Raw genomic sequence first — 17726 nt, 5'->3', positions numbered from 1 at the left:
TCATGACGGGAGATTCTGGCGGTTGATGATGTCGTCGGAAATCAGGCCGTCCCGGACGTGGATGACGCGGCGGGCGCAGGCGGCGACCTCATCTTCGTGGGTGACCATGATGATGGAGATTCCCCGTTCGGAGTTGAGTTTGCGGAGGAGTTCCATGATTTCGACGGTGGTTTTGGAATCGAGGTTTCCGGTGGGTTCGTCGGCGAAGAGGGTGTCCGGTCGGGTGACGATGGCGCGGGCGATGGCCACGCGCTGCTGCTGGCCGCCGGAAAGCTCCGCAGGGGTGTTGCGTTCCTTGTCGGACAAGCTCACCTGGGCCAGCGCCGCGCGGGCCATTTCGTGACGCTGCTTCCTGGAGTAACCGCGATAGAGCAGAGGAAGTTCCACGTTCTCCAGCGCTGAAGTGCGGGCGAGCAGGTTGAATCCTTGGAAAATGAATCCCAGCGCGTGCCGCCGGAGCAGCGAGCGCTGGTCCTTGTTGAGATTTTCCACGGGAATCCCCTTGAACAGGTAGGAACCGGCGGTGGGGGTATCCAGACAACCCAACAAATTCATGAGGGTCGATTTTCCGGAGCCGCTGGGACCCATGACGGCGACGAATTCCCCGCGATTGATGGTCAGATCCACTCCGCGGAGTGCGAGGAACGCGGCGTCACCCGAACCGTAGCGCTTGGTCAGGCCTTTGAGCTGGATAAGCTTTTCAGCGTTCATTCGGTCTTCGGTGGCTTGATGCTGATGATGAGCGGAGTGCCCTCGGCGAGTCCCTCGCCGAGGATTTCGGTGAAGCGGCCGTCGGTGATGCCCGGCTTGACCTTGATTTCCGAAGGCTCCCCGTCTTTCAGTGTCCAGACCCTCGGTACGGAATCCGAGGAACCCGCCTTCGCGGGAGGAGCGCCGCGCCAGCGCCTGCCGCCGCCCGGTGAGAGGCTTTGGACAAGGGTGCGCTTGGTGGCATCCGGCTTGCCAATGGCGGCGGCGGCGACGGGATCGAAGCGGAGGGCGGAATTCGGAACAACGAGGATGTCCTTCTTGTCCACGATGGCGATGTCCACGGTGGCGGTCATGCCCGGGCGGAGGGAGAGATCCTCGTTAGCCACCTCAAGCTCGGTGCTGTAGGTCACCACGGTGTTGGACGACGTGGTGGCGGACGTGGTGGTCGAACCGGTCCCCACCGCTCCGAACGCCACTTTTTTCACCTTGGCGGTGTAGTTGCGGGAAGCCCACGCGTCGACGGTGAACGTCGCGGTCTGGCCAACCTCGATGCGGCCGATGTCGGCCTCGGAGACATTCACAAGGAGTTCCATTTTCTTCAGATCCTCGGCGATGGTGAACAGCGTGGGAGCGGTGAACGAGGCGGCCACGGTCTGGCCGACTTCGATGGAACGCGAGAGGACGATGCCGTCGACGGGAGAGCGGATGATCGCCTTCGCGATATCGCTTTCGAAGGAGCGGACCTCCGCCTCGGCACCGGCGACGGTGGCCTGGGCGCTTTCCAGATCCGCCTCGGCGCGGGCCACGGTGGCGCGCGAGGTTTCCATGGTGGCGCGTGAAGGGGTCTTGCCACCGCTGAGTTCGTGGAGCTCCTCCTGGCGGGCGAGCGCGGCCTTGCTCTCCGCGAGAGTGGCCTGGGCCTGGCTGACCCTGGCCTTCGAGGCAAGCAGGGTGGCGCGGCTGCGCGCGGTCTGCTGGTCGAGCTTGGAAGTATCCAGAATGGCGAGGGTCTGGCCTTTTTTCACCTGGTCGTTGGTGTCCACCAGCACTTCCCTCGCCGTGCCGGAGAGCTCGCTGCCGACGATGATCTGGTTGGTGGGGGCGAGGTTCCCCGCGGCGGTGACGATGAGCGAGATGCGGCCGATCTTGGACGCCTCCGTGTGGTATTCCGCCTTCTGCTCGCCGCCCTTGTTACGCCCCATGTAGTACCAGGCGCCGCCTCCGGCCAGGGCGACGGCGATGGTGATGAAAATCCACTTCCTCACCGGGCGCGAGGCTCCGCTGGCGACGATGGTGGCGAGATTCTCTGATGAATCGGATGATGTCATTGAATTGGATGGATGTTTGGAAATGGATTCAGGAACCGGAGGACCAGCCGCCGCCGAGGGCCTGGTAGAGGCGGATGTAGGCGGTGGTGCGGTCGGTGCGGGTGGTGAGCAGGTTGTCTTCGAGGCTGAGGAGCGTGCGTTGGGAATCGAGCACATCGAGGAAATCGATTTCTCCGGATTCGTAACGCTGGCGGGCGGTTTCGTCGGATTCCCGTGCCAGTCGGGTGGCGGTTTCCAACAGTTCGAGACGCTCGGCGGAGCGGCGGCAGGCGATGAGGGCATCCTCCGTTTCCCTGAGAGCGTTGAGCACCGTGGTGCGGTAGGTTTGGATGGCCTGTTCCTCGGAGGCGGATGCGGCTTCGATATTCGATTTGATGCGGCCCGCGTCGAAAATCGGCGAGGTGATTCCGGCGACCAGGCTGGCCGTGGCGGCCTCCGGATCGAGCAGCTTGCTGGCGGTGGCGGAGTTCAAGCCGAGCGATCCGGAGAGATTCAACGACGGATAGCGGGTCGCCTCGGTGGCGCGGGTGCTGGCGGCGGCGGCGAGCAACTGATAGCCGGCGAGTCTGACATCCGGCCGCTGGCGGAGCACGTCCGCAGGGATGCCGATCGCGAGACTGCTTGGCGGAACGGGCGCGCCATGGCTTTTGGACAGCAAGGAATCCAGTTCCCCCGGCGAGCGGCCGGCGAGGAAGGCGAGCTGGTTTTTTCCTTGGGAAATGGCCTGCTCCAGCGACGGGATCGCGGCGCGCGCGGTCTCAAGACTGCTTTGGGCCTGGGTGGCTTCCAGCGAATCCGCCTCGCCCGCCTGGTTCCGCCAACCGGCCAGACGCGCGGTCTCCTCACGGGTGGTGATGTTTTTCTTCAGCACCGCCAGCCGGGCTTCGTTCGTGCGGAGGGAGGCATAGGCAGAGGCCGTTTCAGCGGCCAGGGAAGCCTGGACCGAGTGGAAGTTTTCCTGGGTGGCTCCGACCTGTGCGGAAGCGGCTTCCACCGAGCTCCGGTTTTTCCCAAAAAGATCCGCTTCCCACGAGGCGTTCAGGCCGGCGGAGTAGGAGCTGTCGGAATCGCGGCCGAACCTGTCCCTGTCGGAAGCATTCGCATTCCCCGTCACTCCGCCGCTGAGGGATGGGAAAAGCGAGGAGGCGACCGCGTTGCGCTGCGCCCGCGACTCCCTGACGCGTGCCGAGGCCGAGGCGATGTCCGGGCTGTTCTTCAGCGCGTCCGAAATGACGCGGTTCAGCGTCGGATCATTGAAGCGGCCCCACCAGCGGCTGAGATCGCGGGTGGCCGAGGCGACGGGAAATCCTGCGGAGTTTTTCCAGTCGGCGGGCAGCGGGAGATTCGCATGCGAGGAGGTGGACGTGACACCACAGCCGCTCAACCCGATGAGGGCGACGCTGGAAATGAAGAAAAAGCGGGCGGATTTCATAACGAATCTGTGCGGAGCATAGGAGGTCAAACCTTTAGAAAAGGTGAAGAGCGGAGAAATTTCCGCCCATCATACGCACTCCCGCCCGGGGAGCTTGCGCGATTATGGCCGATAGGCGTCCCGATGCCGCAGCACGTGCTCGAAAGCTCCGGGCGGGCGGCAGATCCGCTCGATGAGATCGTCCCAGATCTCTTGTCCTTTCAGGATCTCCACCTCGATGCGGAGGAAATACACCGGCACATCGATGGAGCCGGGCCGGGGAAACCGCACCGCATCCTTCTCGGTGGTGACGATCATTTCCATGTCCCGCTCGACGCAGCGGTGCATGAACGTTTCCACTTCCTTTCGCGAAAACCGGTAGTGGTCAGAAAAGCGCCGCCTGATTTCCACACGTGCTCCGAGCTTGGCGAGCGAACCCTCGAACGCCTCCGGCACGGCGATGGCGCTGATGGCGCCCACCCACTTGTCCTTGAGGAAATCCAAGGGTTTCCTCTCGCGGGTGAAGACATCCTCCAGGTAGATCGGCCCGTGCGTGCACTCGATGATTTCCGCGGTCCTGTTGTATTTGCGGATGCGGGAAATCAGGGCCTCGTTCGGACTTCCGTCGCACTTGGTGATGAGGATGTAGCTCGCCCGGCGCAGGTTCTTCGGCGGCTCACGCAGGGTGCCGCGCGGGAGCAGGGCCTCGGTGCCGAAGGGCGAACCGGAGTCCACCAGCACGATGTCGATGGAGTGCGCCAGATCCAGGTACTGCATGCCATCGTCCAACAAAAGCGTGTCCACCCCGAGCTGGCCGACGGCGAAGCGCCCGCTTTTCACGCGGTTCTTGTCCACCACCACCGACACCCCGTCGAGATTGCGGGCGAGCATGAAGGGTTCGTCGCCCGCATACTTCGAGTCCAGCAAAAGAGCGCTGCCGGTGGAGACGACCTTGGGCATTTTCTCGCCCGGAATGGTCCTGCCCTTTGTATCCTGCCATTTCTGCGGACGGTCGAGTTTCTTGCTCTTGTAGCCTCGCGAGAGGATGGCCACCTTCCGCCCCCGGTCCCGCAGGGTGCGGGAGAGCAGTTCCACCACGGGGGTTTTTCCGGTCCCTCCGACGGTGATGTTTCCGATGGCGACGACCTTCGTGCCCAGATAATGCTGTTCCCGCCAGCCGCTGCGGTAACGCCAGATGCGGATCTGGACGATCATCCGGAAGACCCCGGACAGCGCCCGCATCGCGAAGCGCATCATCGCCGCCTGGAACCCCTTGGCGCGGCCGAAGATCACATCCGCGCCCCAGCGTTCGAGTTCTTCGATTAGTTCCTTCATCGGCGGGAGACACGATGGTCCGCGCCCGGCCCGCCGATCAAGCGTGAATCAGACGGATCGATCACTCCTCCCTGCGGCCTCCCATCGCCTGCATGACGAAGTAGATCAGCTGCGCCAGGGAACCCAGCGCACCGGCGGTGTAGGTCATGGCGGCCCAGAAGAGGGCGTTCTTCGCACGGTCATGCTCGATGCTGGAGGCGATGCCGCTGTTCTCCATCCACACGAGGGCGCGGCGGCTGGCGTCGAACTCCACGGGCAGCGTGATGAAGGCGAACAAGGTGGTCACGCTGAACAGGGCGATGTAGATCCACAAAATGGTGGGGTTCCCCATCGAGAAGACGCCGAAGATACCGGCGAACATCACGTAATTCAGCATGTTGCTGGAAAACTGCACCGCCGGCACCATCTTCGAGCGGAAGCCGAGCCATGCATAGGCCTGCTGGTGCTGCACCGCGTGACCGCATTCGTGCGCGGCGACGGCGGCGGCGGCGACGTTGTTCATGGCATAGACGCCCTCGCTGAGGTTCACCGTCTTGTTCGTGGGATCGTAGTGGTCCGTCAGCTGGCCCGGCGTACTGATGACCCGGACGTCGGTGATGCCATTCTGGCGCAGCATGGCCTCGGCGACCTGCGCGCCCGTCATGCGGATCGGAATTTGGGAATATTGCGTGAAACGGCGCTTCAGCATGCCGCTCACCACCATGCTCACCAACATCGAAGCGCCGATGATGATGAGATAGTTCATGGAAAACAACCCACCTTGGGTTTGCGCCAGGAGGGCGTGGGAAAACAGATCAGATGTCATGTCCGCCATTTTACTTTGCATCCCCATCGCGGCAACTCGTTTCCTGGTGGAAAATAAGGCGGATTTTCCAATCGCGGCATTCTTACAGGCTCTTCACACGCAACGTGAGCCTCTGGGTCGCTCCGGTGGACGGATCCGTGACGGTGAGGATGTGCGTGCCCGCCGTGAGATGAATGACCGGCTCCGGGATACCCGGCTCGATCCGCAGCGTATCCGAATGCCAGCGTGCGACTCCCGGCAGGTTCGTGACAGGCCGGAGCCGGTCGGAACCGGAAGGGATCTCGGGATCCAGCAGATAGGTCGCGTCCGGAGCGGGGCTGATGACGCGGAGGGGTTCGGCGACTGCTTGGGAAGCATCCAGCGCGAGCTCTCCACGGCGGGAATTGTAGCCACCGGCGAACCACCCCGCGTAGGTCGGATCAAGCAGCGCCCTGCCCTCTGGATCGTAATCCGCGGCGGTGGCGACGGCAGGCGGATCATCCGCCGGGACGATGTCCCTGCGGGAGTATTTCGCGTCCGCCGGGACCAGTTTCCCATTCCGTGGATCAATGGAGACTTCCCGCAGGCCCGCAGGCTTTTCGTACCATGTGGGTTTCACGTCGCGATGGACCCGCAGCATGGCGCGGTGGAAAACGGGTCCCGCGCCCGCGATGCCGGAAAGCCCCTTCATCGGCTGGTGCTCGAAATTTCCCGCCCACACCCCGACGGTGAATTCCGGTGTATAGCCGATGCACCAGTTGTCATGGAAATCCGAGGACGTGCCGGTTTTCACCGCACATCGGAATGGCAGGTCGAGCGGGCCGCCGGGCTGGAACGAGGGGGCGCGGGCCTGTGAATCCGACAAAATGTCCGCGATGAGATAGGCGCTTCGAACGTCGAACATCGAAGAAGAAACATCGAACGTGGAAGGAAGAAACAGGACCGGCGGCTGATGACGCCCCTGGCGGGCGAGCGTGGCATAGGCATTGGTGAGTTCCAGTAGTCGGACGGGTGCGTTTCCAAGGGTGAGGCCGAGTCCGTATCGCAGGGGGTCGGCCCCCAGCGTGGTGATGCCAAGATCCACCAACAGGTGATGCAGGGCCTGCGGACCACCGAGCTGGTTCATCTCCCGCAGGGCCGGGACGTTCAACGAACAGGCCAGCGCGGCACGCAGTGTGACCGGACCGCGGTATTGGCGGTCGTAGTTTTCCGGCAGATCCAGCCCCTGCGGCGTGCGGAAGGGACTGGGGATATCCGCAAGGATGGAAGCCGGGGTCCGGTGGTTCCTCTCCATCGCCAGCAGGTAGGTGAATGGTTTGAGCGTGGAGCCGGGGGATCGCGGGGTGAGGGCGCCATTGAGCTGGCCGCCACGCGGGTCGTTCCAATCGGCGGAGGAAACGAGGGCGAGGATTTGTCCGGTGGGATTGTGAATGATCACGACGGCGGCGTGGCGGAGGTTGGCATCCTTCAGCTTCGCGGTTTCCTCCCGCACGATGTTCTCCACATCCGTCTGGAGCGGGAGGTCGAGGGTGGTTTGGATCCGGGATTTGAAACCGAGGTCCTGAAGCTGCCGTTCGAGCCACGGAGCGGTTTGTTTGTCCTGCAACGGCCTCAGGACAAGAGACTCCGCCAACGCGGCCCGGATGCGGACGGGGTCCGACTCCGCCGCATTTCCAAGCCGCCCGAGCACCGTGTTTCTTCTGACGACGGCACGCTGCGGATGGCGGAGGGGATTCAGCCGCGAGGGAGCTTGTGGCAGTCCGGCCAGCAGGGCGCACTCGGCCAGCGAAAGGTCCGCAAGCGGCTTCTGGAAATAAAAGCGTGCGGCTTCCGCGCTGCCGATTCGGAGGTTCCCGTAGTCGAGGCGGTTGAGGTAGGCGGTGAGGATTTGTTTTTTCGACCATGTCATCTCCAGCCGGCGCGCGACGAGCGCTTCACGGATCTTGGTGAACGGGCCGCGTCTCGCCGGCGGAGAGGAGATTTTCACCAACTGCTGGGTGATGGTGGAGGCACCGGAAACGACACGCCGGTGGAGGAGAAAATCCCGGGCGGCGCGCAGGGTGGCAAGCAGGTCCACGCCGCCATGCTGATAAAACCGCTTGTCCTCGGCGGCGAGGGTGCAGGCGATGAGGTCGGCCGGGACATCGTCCAGTGGCACAGGTGCCGCGCGGGAGGAATCCGCGAGTGTCACGTGCCGGATGACCGCGCCGTGGCGATCCAGCAGGACAGGAGAAGCCACCGGATCTCCCGCCAGCCTTTCGGGGAGGGGCATGGCGAAGGGCAGCACGAACCATCCCAGTGCCACGGCCAGCAGGCCGGCACAAAACAACCGGATGATCCGGCGCCGCCACTTCGGATTGGAAATCAAGCGACTGATGATGCGATGGATATCCTGCAAAATAAACGGAATAATTTACGGCTGGAAAGGGCGGTGGATTTCGCCCGTAGTCGTGGCGTATGAAAAAACATTTATTTTTGATGGGATGCGCGGCCGGTCTCCTGGCCGCCCCGGCGATCGCACAGGATCACGAGCACACCAAGCTCGGTGAGCAGATGGAGTCCATGGACGACGCGTTCAAGGGTTTCCGCCGCGAGACGGATGCGGCGAAGGGTGCCGCCCAGGCGCGCGAGGCCCAGACCGCCACGCTGAAGGCCACGGCGGAAATCCCCGCGCTGATCAAGGAAATGCCTGAAGGTCCCGACAAAGCCAAGGCCTCCGCCGAGTATCGCAAGCAGATGGGCAAGGTCTTCGTGACCCTCTGCGAGGTGGAGGAAGCGTTCCTCGCCGGCAAGATCGAGGACGTGGCGAAGCTCGTGGAGACGCTGAAGGAACAGAAGAAGGCCGGCCACCAGAAGTTCATCAAGGAGGAGGAGTGACCTCCTTCCGATAGGAATCGTTCTAAAAAAGGCCCGGTCGCGATGAAGCGACCGGGCCTGCTTTTTTATTTGAAGATCACGAGGAGCGGATCACTGGACGACCACGCGGGTGCCCGGCTTCACCTTGGAATAAACGACAGGCATCGTCGCACTCGGTCCACGGATGCAGGCGTGGGAGGCGGGCCTGCGTTTGACCGGGCCGATGTGATGGCCCACGCCGTCGTTGGTGAGGCGCATCCAGTAGCGCATGGAGGCTCCTTCGAATTTGCCGCCTTCCGGGATGGGGTCGAGGGTCACGTCCGCATCGCCGTTCACAAGTTCCCCGGCGGCGTCATAGATGCGGCCGTATTTGTTGGACCTCTTGTCCACCACCTTCTCGAGAATGTAGAAAGTGCCCGGAGGTGTGGGCCGGGAGGGAATGCCGGAGCAGATCGGATAGTCCAGAACGACGTCCTCGCCGTTGAGCAGGAATCCGCGCTGCTTTTCCAGACTGATGAGGATGGAGGAGTTCTCCGCGTTGGTGCGGGAGAGGAGCTCGTCGTTTTTCCACACCGAGTAGGTTTTCGGATAAGTCGGCTCGGCCTTGAAATGATCGTAGGTTCCGGCGGGGTATGGATTCACGAAAACCTTCTTCCCGTCCTTGGTCACTTCGGCGGGTTTTTGATTCGCACAGCTCGCCAGCAGGAGCGTGGCGAGCGCGGCGGTGATTTGGGCGACTGTGCTGAGCGAGATCATGGGGTGGAAAAATCTGGAACGCGGGGACTTAGGCCAGCTTTTAAAAAAAAGCAACCCCGGATGATTTTTCCGGTCCGCGGCCGGTCGGCTCAACCCTTTGTCATATACCCCGGGTGGCGCGCCCGGCTGACGGCGGTGTCATAGGTGATGCGGGTCTGCTGATACAAGTCGAGCAGGCAGGCGTCCATGGTGTTCATTCCCTCGCGGGCATTGGTCTGCATGCAGTTTTCCAAGGCATGGATCTGTCCTTCGCGGATGATGTTCCTGACGGCCGGGGTGGCCACGAGGATCTCGTAGGCAAGCACGCGGTGCGACCGGTCGGCGGAAGGGAGCAGTTGCTGGACGATGATGCCCTGGAGCGAATTCGCAAGCTGCAGGACGATCTGCTTCTGCGTGGGACCGTCGAAGATACCGGTGATCCGCTCGATCGCCTGGGTGACGCTGGAGGAATGCAGAGTGCTCAGGACGAGGTGGCCGGTTTCCGCGGCGGTCAGCGCGGTCATGATCGTCTCCGGCTCGCGCATCTCGCCAACCACGATGACATCCGGATCCTGCCGCAGGACGTGCGTGAGAGCGCGGCGGAAGGAGTGCGTGTCGGTCAGCAGCTCCTGCTGGACGACGATGGCTTTCTGGTTCCTGTGGACGTGCTCGATGGGATCCTCGATGGTGACGATCTTGCAGCGGCGCTCGCTGTTGATGAGGTTCACCATGTAGTTGAGCGAGGTCGTTTTCCCGGCGCCGGTGGCTCCGCAAACGAGCACCAGCCCGTGTGGCTTGCGTGCGAGATCGTCGATTTTCCCCGGCAGGCCCAATTCCTCCCTGGCGGCGACCTCGCCCCCGCAAAAACGGAAGCTGAATTCGATGCGCCCGTTGTGCCTGTAGGCGGTGACCCGCAACCGCCCGGCGATGTGGTGGTTCAGCGAAACGCAGAGCTCCCACTCGGTTTCGAATTTCTCGAGCTGCGCGGGATTGAGCAACTGGAGGGAAATCACTTCGATGTCCTCCGCGGAAAGGGCGTCAGAGCCGATGAAAATGATTTCTCCGTTCACCCGGAGCGATGCCGGAAGACCCGCGATGAGATGGAGGTCCGAGGCCCGCATCCGGGACGCCTGGATGAGGAAATTTTCGAGAAGGGGGTGGAGGTTCATTTGCGGAAAAATTGTCGGCAGCGCCGCCACCAGGAAGAATATGCCGGTGTCATCTCCAGCGAGGCCATCATCTCCCGCGCACGCGGATCCGTCGGGTTCAGCCGCAGCGCGTGGGTGTTGGATTCGAAGGCCGCGTCAAGGAGGCCGAGCTCCTGCTGGCAGAGGGCGGTCTGGAGCCAGACCTGGGCTCGGGAGACATCCAGGGCCAGCGCCTTCTGTGCGGAGGCCAGGGCATGGGCGAAACGGCCGTAATACGAGTTGACCCGTGAGATGAGCCAGTGCACCAGCCAGTTCGCGGGATCAAGGATGATGGCCCGTTCGATGCAATAGTCAGCCTTCGGTTGTCTCTGAGCGAGCAGGACATCCGCCCGCGCTACCCATAGATAGGCGGAGTCCCCCCGCTCGCCGAAGGAGGCGTCGGAATAAGCCATGGCGGCTTTGAAATCCCCGAGGCGCGCGAGGGCCACGGCCTTCGCGGCGAGCAGCTCAGGTTCGTGCGGGAACATCTCCAGCGCCTTGTCCGCCCAGAGTTTAGCCTCGCGGAATTCGCCCAGTTCGATGAGCATCCGCACCTGTCCGGTCCACGGAACCGGGTTCCGCGGATTGTGCTCCAGCACTTTCGCGTAGGCGCGCAGGGCCTCCTCGAAGTCGCCGTTTTCAAATGCGGCGGCCGCCTCGCGCAGGTGGAATCCCTCGTCCGGCACGGTGGATTCCGCCGCGGTTTCCAAACGACCGGGAGATACGTATTCGAATTCGAGTTTGGAAAATCGGCTCATGGTTTCGAAGGGTGGATCGGCTTGAGGGCTTCCAAGGTGGTGGATTTCCAAAACCAGTGTTGATAGGGCCGCCCCACGATGTCCGGTGCGTCAATGTCCGCCACACCCAACATCAGTTGCGGCAGCCTGTCACCAGCATGAACGAATGTCGCGGCCGTCGGCCAGATGAAATAGGTGTTCTTATCCATGTGAATCTCGCCCTCCACCGGCATGTGAGGGGACACGCGCGGGAAAAATTTCCCGTCCACCTCGAACGAATCCTTGTGGAACCGGATGATGTCCTCCGGACCGGCCAGGATGCGGTCGATGTTCAACAGCCGGTTCGGAAGCCGGTAAACCACCCATTCTCCCCTCACCCACGGCCCGCTGCCGGCCCACGCCCGCCGGGTCATGATGGTCTCACCGTCCAGGACCATCCTTTGGGCAACCACCGGCGCCACCCCTCTCAGGCCTATGGTGTAAAGCACCAGAACCAGAAGCGTTGCGTATACCGAGGTCTTCCACATGCGGGTGAATCCCTGCCATTGGGGATTCAGCACCGCCAGAACCGCCGCCGCGGAAATTCCGTGCAGCATGCTGGCCAGTATCGCCGCCCAGTCGGCGAAAGCTCCGTTCAGACTGACGATGTGGACCACCACACAGGCGGCCCAGGCAAACATGATGCGATTGCCAAGCTTCGCCTGTTCCGGCTCCCCGCGCCACATCAGTCCCGGCAGCAGCAGCCATGAGACAGCCGAGGGGAAGGCTACGAACCGGTACGGAGTCCTGCGCATCAGCTGCGACATCCGCACACGGGCGACCAGCCGGTCCGCCAGGGTGAGGAGTCGGGACAACGTACCGGCTCGCGGGGGGTAGTACGGGGAGGATTTCATCAGTGATGCTGGTCGATGCGCACCGTTTCCTCAGGCTCATACGCCTCGCTGGTTTCCCGCTGCGAGTCGATGTGGCCTACGATTTTTTCCATCATCGCCGCCGCGCTGTTGCAGCCGGCAGTCCCCTTGTAGCCCTGGATGTGGATTTCCACCCGGCCGTCCGGTGTGATGGTGATGGCGAATTCCTTTTGGTTCATGGCTCAGTGTTCCCAGTGGCGGACGGTCATGTGGATGGCGTTGGTCTCGTCGACGGTTTCCTCCACCATGACGAAGTTCCGCGCCTGCATCTCGTGCTTGATCTGTTGGTAAACGTAGTCCCGCACCAGCCGCTGGCTCATTTCCTCGCCCAGCAGCCGCAGCTCCTCTTCGGTCCGGCCCGTGCCGTTCACATGAAGGGACGCCTTTCCCCGGTCGTCGCGGCGGATCGTGATGACCACACCGTCCCGGGTGAAACTCAGTTTCTCGCCCAGGCCTAGCTGGTCCGTCAGCACGTTGCTGTTCGGCACTTCGATGGCGATTCCGCTTTTCATGGAAATGCCCTCGTTCGTTTCAGCATTCGCCAGTTCCTTCGCCGCGTTGTAGCCGAGCGAAACCGCGGCGCTGGCCACCGCGGTGGCGAAGGCGGGCCATGCGGAAACGATGACAGGTGTTAGAATCAGTACGGCTCCCATGAGATTCGGTGGTTGAATGGTGTCGATGTTCCGACAATCCCGCGACGGTTTCCTCACGCGGGAAATTCCGATTAATCAAAATTCCATGCGCCGGGAGGTTGAGGCGGCGGATTCGGGGCGGCCCGCGCTGGCATCCCGCGCGCGGCCACCGGCCCACGAACGCAGGCGGTTGATCTGCTCGTCCATGGTGCGGGCCAGAGGGACCGTTTCATGAAGGGCCTTGAGAACATCGTCCGTCTCCAGCTCGCGGCCCGCGTAGAAGGCGTCATACATCGCGCTGATGATGGCCTCCTCGATTTCCGCACCGCTGAAGTCCTTGCTGTTTTCCGCCAGCAGCGGCAGGTCGAAATTCTCCGCCGCGCGACGGCGCCGCGCGAGGTGGATCGCGAAGATCTGCGCCCGCTCGCTCTGGGCGGGGAGGTCGACGAAGAAGATTTCGTCCAGCCTTCCCTTCCGCATCAGCTCCGGGGGCAGGTGCGAGATGTCATTCGCCGTGGCCACCACGAAAACGGACGAGGTTTTTTCCGAAAGCCACGTCAGGAAGGTGCCGAACACCCGCGCCGTCGTGCCGCCATCGCTGGAACCGGAACCCTGCGAACCGGCGAACGCCTTGTCGATCTCATCCACCCACAGGATCGCCGGGGCCACCGACTCGGCGACGGCCACCGCTTTCCTGACATTTTCCTCGGAAGAGCCGACGAGGCTGTTGAACATGCGCCCCATGTCGAAGCGCAGCAGCGGGAGCTGCCACAGGCTGGAAACCGCCTTCGCGCACAGGCTTTTGCCGCAACCCTGCACGCCCAGCATGAGGATGCCTTTCGGGGCGGGCAGGCCGTAGTCGCGCGCTTCTTTTGAAAATGCCAGCGATCGCTTTTCCAACCAGTCCTTCAACGCGGAGAGCCCGCCGACATGGTCGAAATTCTCGGTCGTGGGATAATATTCCAGCAACCCGCTCTTGCGGATGATCTGTTGTTTCTCGGCGAAAACCGCCTGGATGTCATCCGCGTCCAGGCCGTCGCCGGTGACGATGATCTTTGCGAAAACATTCTCCGCCTCACCCAGCGTGAGCCCCAGCGCTGCCTGCAACAGACGCTCGCGCCCCACATCGTCCAGATCCATCCTCACCTTCCGGATCTTCTGTACATCGGCGAGGATGTCGCCCAACAGTTCCGCCAATTCGTCCCGGCCCGGCGCGGGGAAGTTCAGGACGGTGATTTCCTTCTCCAGCTCGACCGGGATTTCCAAAACCGGGGAAATCAGCACGATGGTCTTGTAGCTGCTCTTCAACTGCAGGGCGATGTCCTTCAGCTTGCGGATCACCGCGAAATTGTTTTTTGTTAGAAACGGGTGGAAATCCTTGAAGATATAGATCGCCGGGTCCACCTGCTCGATGACCTGGTCCAGCGCGAGCAACGGATCCTTCGTCGCGCCGCTGCGGTTTTTCTGGGACTGGATGGACATCCCGGCAGGCACGATGCCTGTGCCGAAGCTCCACTCGAACGCGTTTTTCTCCCGCTTCCTGGCGATTTCCACCACCACCTTCTGCGCCCGCAGCTCCTCTCCGGTGACGATATAGATGATGGGATACCTCGCGCGGATGAGCGTCTCGATTTCTTCGGAAATGTTCATGGGTCTGATTCGGTGGGGATTTGAAAAGGTGGTGGTCCGGAAAGCGCCGCCCGCAGTGCGAGATCCGGATTTCCGGGTTGGATCGCCCGCAGCAGTTCGGAGAGTTCCGGGGTGACATTCCGGGCCAGCAAACGGCCGTCCGGCAGGACGAGCAGGCAGCTCTCGGGGCGGGCGTCGTCGGTCATGGCACGAGATGGAGTTTGAGATGGGTCGCGACGGCCATCGCTTCCGATAGTTCCGCGGCATCCAGCGGGCGGTCCAGCGGAACATGATCCGCCGCCCGCCAAGTGGGCCAGTAGCCGGAACGCAGGCTGACCTTCGCGCCCGGAAGATGAATGGAAATCCACTCCGCGGCAGGCCTCCAGCAGCAATCCACGTGGCCCGGCATGAGCAGGTGGCGGATGATGAGATCGGTATGGGAGGCCGCCCAGAGCAAGGTTTCCCCGACGGCTCCGGTATAACCCCGCGTGAGGGAAAGCTTTTCCGCACAGGCATCGTTGCCGAATTTGAAATCCACGATCCAGACATCGAACAAACCGTCCAACACCGCCCGGACGGCGGAGGTGGAAAGCCCGTTCGTTTTCAAAACCAGACGGGCTTTTTCGGGCATGGCGGCGACGAGTTCGAGCAACCACGGCAGGTGGATCGTCGGTTCACCACCCAGGACCAGCAGGCTGTCGGCTTGTCCTTTCCCGATCGCCGCCGAGGCCCTGCCCGCGACGTCGGCCGCGTCCAACCGGTGCCCGCGCCGGGGATGCCAGCTTTCATCACCGGTGATGCAGAACGCGCAGCGCATGTTACAGCCCGCCAGCGCGATGGCGTAGGCGGGGATGATCTCGTGTTCATCCCCGACCTCGATCTGGGCGGAAAAAACATTCGGCTCCGCCGCGGCTCCGCAGCGGCCCGCCGGTCCCTCCAGACGGTTCGCACCACAGCGGTGATGGCATATCTCACAGACGGCGAGAGCCAGCGTTCCCTGCAGCAACCGCTCCGCCGCCATTTGCCGCCGGCCCATCGGCAGGCGCGTCTTCATCAGAACGGCATCCATCGTTTCCACCATGGCTTTGATGTGTTTTCACCCGGCTCCCGCGCGACGGACCGCATCACCCGGTTTTTCAAATCAGGCGGAACGACCGTATTCGCGGCGTCGTGCCGGATCATGGCTTCCACGGAATCGAAGACCAGGGACTTCTCCGTCCGCTGGTCCTCCGCCATGGATGATTCTTCTCCGGTAAGCTCCCGGGTTTCCTGGGTCAGTCGCTGTTTCATGGCTCGGTGGTTTGTCTGAATGCGGTGCCGAATGCCTTGCGTGCCCGGTAGATCTTGCCCCGCACCGCGTCGCTGCTTTGGTTGGTCAATATGGCGATCTCGTCGTAGCTCATCTCCGCATCCGCCACGCAGAGCAGCAGCAGGCGGTATTCTTCCGGCAGCACATCGAGCGCCTGTTGGATGCCGCGTCCCAGGTCCCGTGCCTCGGCCACCTGCAGGGGTGTGGAGGAATCCACCGCCGCGCCATCGGTGAATTCGCCATCCGGGGTCAGGCTCACGTTCCGCTGGTGCCAGCTCGAACGCAGGTTCTTGCAATGGTTGATGGCGATGCGGAACAGCCAGGTCCGGATTTCGGAATCCTGCCGGAAATTTTCCAGATTCCGAAACGCCTTGAGAAAGACATCGTGCGTCGCGTCCTCCGCTTTGGAGGGGTCTCCCAACCACCGCAGGATCAGGTAATAGACGGCCCGCACGTGGGTTTCGTAAATCCCGCTGAAATCCGCCACCGCGCCGCCCGCGTCAGGCGGAGGTTCGGTAGCTGGAAAATTCGCGGGCATTCTCAGAGTTGGACCAAGCCCATCCGGAATCGTCACGTTTTATTTTTGCCAGGGAGGGCAGAATCCCGCTCCAACAAGATGGACCGGAGGCCCGCCTCCCATAAAAAAGCGCCCGTCTCCCTCGCGGGAAACGGGCGCTGGAATTTTTCAAAAGCCCGGGATCAGTTCGAGCCGGAGATCAGGCTCGCCTGGCTGGCACCCTTCTTGATCTTCGACTGCTTGAGCCAGCTCATGGTGGAGCGGAGCTTCTCACCGACCTTCTCGATCTGGTGGGCGGAGCCTTCCTTGCGGAGCTCGTTGAAGCGCTTGTAGCCGCCTTCGTATTCGGCGATCCACTCCTTGGCGAACTTGCCGCTCTCGATTTCCTTGAGCTGCTTGACCATGCGCTTCTTGACGGAGGCGTCGATGATCTTCGGTCCGACGGACACGTCGCCCCACTCGGCGGTCTCCGAGATGGAGAAGCGCATGCCGGCGATGCCTTGCTCGTTCATGAGGTCCACGATCAGCTTCAGCTCGTGAAGGCACTCGAAGTAGGCCATTTCCGGTTGGAATCCGGCTTCGACGAGGGTTTCGAATCCGGCCTTCACCAGCGCGGTGGCGCCGCCGCAAAGGACGACCTGCTCACCGAAGAGGTCGGTCACGGTTTCCTCACGGAAGTTGGTTTCGAACACACCGGCACGGGCGCAGCCGACACCACCGGCCCATGCGAGCGCGGTTTGCTTGGCCTTGCCGGAAACGTCCTGGTGCACGGCGATGAGGCCGGGAACACCCTTGCCCGCGACGAACTGCGAACGGACGGTGTGGCCGGGGCCCTTCGGCGCGACGAGGATCACGTCCACGTCGGTTGGAGGAACGATGGTCTTGAAGTGAACGGCGAAGCCGTGGGAGAAAAGGAGGGTCTTGCCCTTGGTGAGGTTCGGAGCGATGTCCTTCTCGTAAACGGCGGGGATCACGGTGTCCGGAGTGGCGACGAAGATCACGTCCGCGGCCTTCACTGCCTCGGCGGTGTCCATCACCTCGAAACCGAGTTTCTTGGCGACTTCACGGGACTTCGACTTCTTGTAAAGGCCGATGATGACCTTCAGGCCACTGTCCTTGAGGTTGAGCGCGTGGGCGTGGCCTTGTGAGCCGAAGCCGATCACGGCGAGGGTTTTCTTTTTCAGAGGAGCGATCGGAGCTTCCTTGGTGGTGTAGATCTTCGCGGCCATGGCGGATCGGTAGGTTGGTTCGTTTAGGTCGCACCGCTGCCATCGGGGCAAGCGGCGGGGCGGCAACTTGGAGGGATGCCGCGGGCGGGTCAAGCAACAACAAGCATTTCCTTGCAAGTTTGGCCTCAAAAAAGCTTTCGACTCGGGTGGAAATGTCGAAATTCGCGCCATCCGGAGGCTCGAAACTATCCGCGGCGGAAACAAAATGAGGTTTTTCCGCCCAAAAGCGGGATCTGCAAGGTCACACGTCTGAGGAAAATGTGACGGGAGATCCGATTTTCTCTCGTGAACCCGTCATAGTAAATTGAAGACGCCCGTTCCCAATCTCCCGCCTCCACCCCACGGCAGGGAGCGGGATGCGGGTTCACCTTGAATCATTCCAGCGCGGTGAACTTCACGCGGCAGTCCGTCACCA

At 62.4% G+C, this 17726-nt stretch carries 19 protein-coding genes; 1 reads left to right on the top strand and 18 read right to left on the bottom strand.

Annotated elements, in window-relative coordinates:
- The 6 genes from JIN84_RS05075 to pbpC all read right to left on the bottom strand — a co-directional run bounded on the left by JIN84_RS05075 (position 1) and on the right by pbpC (position 7937).
- Positions 1–711 (bottom strand): ABC transporter ATP-binding protein, encoded by a 711-nt coding sequence (locus tag JIN84_RS05075; protein ID WP_200349923.1) that lies wholly within the window; start codon positions 709–711, stop codon positions 1–3.
- Positions 708–2039 (bottom strand): efflux RND transporter periplasmic adaptor subunit, encoded by a 1332-nt coding sequence (locus JIN84_RS05070; protein ID WP_200349922.1) that lies wholly within the window; start codon positions 2037–2039, stop codon positions 708–710. Before JIN84_RS05070 ends, JIN84_RS05075 begins: the two co-directional genes overlap by 4 nt.
- 28 nt (positions 2040–2067) lie before the next feature.
- A complete protein-coding gene (locus tag JIN84_RS05065) occupies positions 2068–3471 on the bottom strand; it encodes an efflux transporter outer membrane subunit (RefSeq protein WP_200349921.1) in 1404 nt (467 codons plus the stop codon).
- 102 nt (positions 3472–3573) lie between these two features.
- Entirely contained in the window at positions 3574–4785 is a 1212-nt protein-coding gene (lpxK, locus tag JIN84_RS05060) for a tetraacyldisaccharide 4'-kinase (protein WP_200349920.1), read from the bottom strand.
- Positions 4786–4846: 61 nt separating this feature from the next.
- On the bottom strand, positions 4847–5530 hold the full coding sequence (locus tag JIN84_RS05055) for a zinc metallopeptidase (protein ID WP_234043181.1): 684 nt from the start codon (positions 5528–5530) through the stop codon (positions 4847–4849).
- Between the two features lie 142 nt (positions 5531–5672).
- A complete protein-coding gene (pbpC, locus tag JIN84_RS05050) occupies positions 5673–7937 on the bottom strand; it encodes a penicillin-binding protein 1C (RefSeq protein ID WP_200349919.1) in 2265 nt (754 codons plus the stop codon).
- An 89-nt stretch (positions 7938–8026) separates the two neighbouring features.
- Here pbpC and JIN84_RS05045 point away from each other — a divergent pair, with 89 nt between their 5' ends.
- A complete protein-coding gene (locus JIN84_RS05045; protein WP_200349918.1) occupies positions 8027–8446 on the top strand; it encodes a cytochrome b562 in 420 nt (139 codons plus the stop codon).
- 90 nt (positions 8447–8536) lie between these two features.
- Here JIN84_RS05045 and JIN84_RS05040 read toward each other — a convergent pair whose 3' ends face one another.
- From JIN84_RS05040 to ilvC, 12 genes are all read right to left on the bottom strand, one after another.
- Positions 8537–9181, bottom strand: coding sequence for a L,D-transpeptidase (locus JIN84_RS05040; RefSeq protein ID WP_200349917.1), 645 nt, complete (start codon positions 9179–9181; stop codon positions 8537–8539).
- A gap of 89 nt (positions 9182–9270) precedes the next feature.
- Positions 9271–10329, bottom strand: coding sequence for a type IV pilus twitching motility protein PilT (locus JIN84_RS05035; protein WP_200349916.1), 1059 nt, complete (start codon positions 10327–10329; stop codon positions 9271–9273).
- Positions 10326–11105 carry a tetratricopeptide repeat protein gene (locus JIN84_RS05030; RefSeq protein WP_200349915.1) on the bottom strand — a complete coding sequence of 260 codons (780 nt, stop codon included), beginning with the start codon at positions 11103–11105 and terminating at the stop codon, positions 10326–10328. Before JIN84_RS05030 ends, JIN84_RS05035 begins: the two co-directional genes overlap by 4 nt.
- A complete protein-coding gene (locus JIN84_RS05025) occupies positions 11102–11977 on the bottom strand; it encodes a hypothetical protein (protein WP_200349914.1) in 876 nt (291 codons plus the stop codon). Before JIN84_RS05025 ends, JIN84_RS05030 begins: the two co-directional genes overlap by 4 nt.
- Complete coding sequence (locus JIN84_RS05020; protein ID WP_200349913.1) at positions 11977–12174, bottom strand: DUF2997 domain-containing protein; 198 nt, start codon at positions 12172–12174, stop codon at positions 11977–11979. Before JIN84_RS05020 ends, JIN84_RS05025 begins: the two co-directional genes overlap by 1 nt.
- A 3-nt stretch (positions 12175–12177) precedes the next feature.
- Entirely contained in the window at positions 12178–12648 is a 471-nt protein-coding gene (locus tag JIN84_RS05015; protein WP_200349912.1) for a hypothetical protein, read from the bottom strand.
- A gap of 75 nt (positions 12649–12723) precedes the next feature.
- Positions 12724–14277 (bottom strand): AAA family ATPase, encoded by a 1554-nt coding sequence (locus JIN84_RS05010; protein WP_200349911.1) that lies wholly within the window; start codon positions 14275–14277, stop codon positions 12724–12726.
- Positions 14274–14462: a hypothetical protein gene (locus JIN84_RS05005; protein ID WP_200349910.1), complete on the bottom strand. Its 189-nt coding sequence runs from the start codon at positions 14460–14462 to the stop codon at positions 14274–14276. The genes JIN84_RS05010 and JIN84_RS05005 overlap by 4 nt, the downstream gene beginning before the upstream one ends.
- Entirely contained in the window at positions 14459–15337 is an 879-nt protein-coding gene (locus JIN84_RS05000; protein ID WP_200349909.1) for a radical SAM protein, read from the bottom strand. Before JIN84_RS05000 ends, JIN84_RS05005 begins: the two co-directional genes overlap by 4 nt.
- Positions 15310–15546 (bottom strand): hypothetical protein, encoded by a 237-nt coding sequence (locus JIN84_RS04995; RefSeq protein ID WP_200349908.1) that lies wholly within the window; start codon positions 15544–15546, stop codon positions 15310–15312. The genes JIN84_RS05000 and JIN84_RS04995 overlap by 28 nt, the downstream gene beginning before the upstream one ends.
- Positions 15543–16103 (bottom strand): RNA polymerase sigma factor, encoded by a 561-nt coding sequence (locus JIN84_RS04990; protein ID WP_200349907.1) that lies wholly within the window; start codon positions 16101–16103, stop codon positions 15543–15545. Before JIN84_RS04990 ends, JIN84_RS04995 begins: the two co-directional genes overlap by 4 nt.
- Positions 16104–16264: 161 nt before the next feature.
- A complete protein-coding gene (gene ilvC / locus JIN84_RS04985; RefSeq protein ID WP_200349906.1) occupies positions 16265–17311 on the bottom strand; it encodes a ketol-acid reductoisomerase in 1047 nt (348 codons plus the stop codon).
- Positions 17312–17726 lie beyond the last annotated feature (415 nt).

The sequence above is a fragment of the Luteolibacter yonseiensis genome, assembly GCF_016595465.1.
Classification (GTDB): domain Bacteria; phylum Verrucomicrobiota; class Verrucomicrobiia; order Verrucomicrobiales; family Akkermansiaceae; genus Luteolibacter; species Luteolibacter yonseiensis.
This window is presented reverse-complemented; position numbering and strand designations above follow the sequence as displayed.

Bases quoted from the DNA above. Each gene is read 5' to 3' on its own strand.
- JIN84_RS05015 (WP_200349912.1), bottom strand. From the start codon at position 12,648: ATGGGAGCCGTACTGATTCTAACACCTGTCATCGTTTCCGCATGGCCC.
- JIN84_RS05075 (WP_200349923.1), bottom strand. From the start codon at position 711: ATGAACGCTGAAAAGCTTATCCAGCTCAAAGGCCTGACCAAGCGCTAC.
- JIN84_RS05055 (WP_234043181.1), bottom strand. From the start codon at position 5,530: ATGAACTATCTCATCATCATCGGCGCTTCGATGTTGGTGAGCATGGTG.
- JIN84_RS05030 (WP_200349915.1), bottom strand. From the start codon at position 11,105: ATGAGCCGATTTTCCAAACTCGAATTCGAATACGTATCTCCCGGTCGT.
- JIN84_RS05005 (WP_200349910.1), bottom strand. From the start codon at position 14,462: ATGACCGACGACGCCCGCCCCGAGAGCTGCCTGCTCGTCCTGCCGGAC.
- JIN84_RS05010 (WP_200349911.1), bottom strand. From the start codon at position 14,277: ATGAACATTTCCGAAGAAATCGAGACGCTCATCCGCGCGAGGTATCCC.
- JIN84_RS05070 (WP_200349922.1), bottom strand. From the start codon at position 2,039: ATGACATCATCCGATTCATCAGAGAATCTCGCCACCATCGTCGCCAGC.
- JIN84_RS05025 (WP_200349914.1), bottom strand. From the start codon at position 11,977: ATGAAATCCTCCCCGTACTACCCCCCGCGAGCCGGTACGTTGTCCCGA.
- lpxK (WP_200349920.1), bottom strand. From the start codon at position 4,785: ATGAAGGAACTAATCGAAGAACTCGAACGCTGGGGCGCGGATGTGATC.
- JIN84_RS05045 (WP_200349918.1), top strand. From the start codon at position 8,027: ATGAAAAAACATTTATTTTTGATGGGATGCGCGGCCGGTCTCCTGGCC.
- JIN84_RS04995 (WP_200349908.1), bottom strand. From the start codon at position 15,546: ATGAAACAGCGACTGACCCAGGAAACCCGGGAGCTTACCGGAGAAGAA.
- ilvC (WP_200349906.1), bottom strand. From the start codon at position 17,311: ATGGCCGCGAAGATCTACACCACCAAGGAAGCTCCGATCGCTCCTCTG.
- JIN84_RS05000 (WP_200349909.1), bottom strand. From the start codon at position 15,337: ATGGTGGAAACGATGGATGCCGTTCTGATGAAGACGCGCCTGCCGATG.
- JIN84_RS05035 (WP_200349916.1), bottom strand. From the start codon at position 10,329: ATGAACCTCCACCCCCTTCTCGAAAATTTCCTCATCCAGGCGTCCCGG.
- JIN84_RS04990 (WP_200349907.1), bottom strand. From the start codon at position 16,103: ATGCCCGCGAATTTTCCAGCTACCGAACCTCCGCCTGACGCGGGCGGC.
- JIN84_RS05040 (WP_200349917.1), bottom strand. From the start codon at position 9,181: ATGATCTCGCTCAGCACAGTCGCCCAAATCACCGCCGCGCTCGCCACG.
- JIN84_RS05065 (WP_200349921.1), bottom strand. From the start codon at position 3,471: ATGAAATCCGCCCGCTTTTTCTTCATTTCCAGCGTCGCCCTCATCGGG.
- JIN84_RS05020 (WP_200349913.1), bottom strand. From the start codon at position 12,174: ATGAACCAAAAGGAATTCGCCATCACCATCACACCGGACGGCCGGGTG.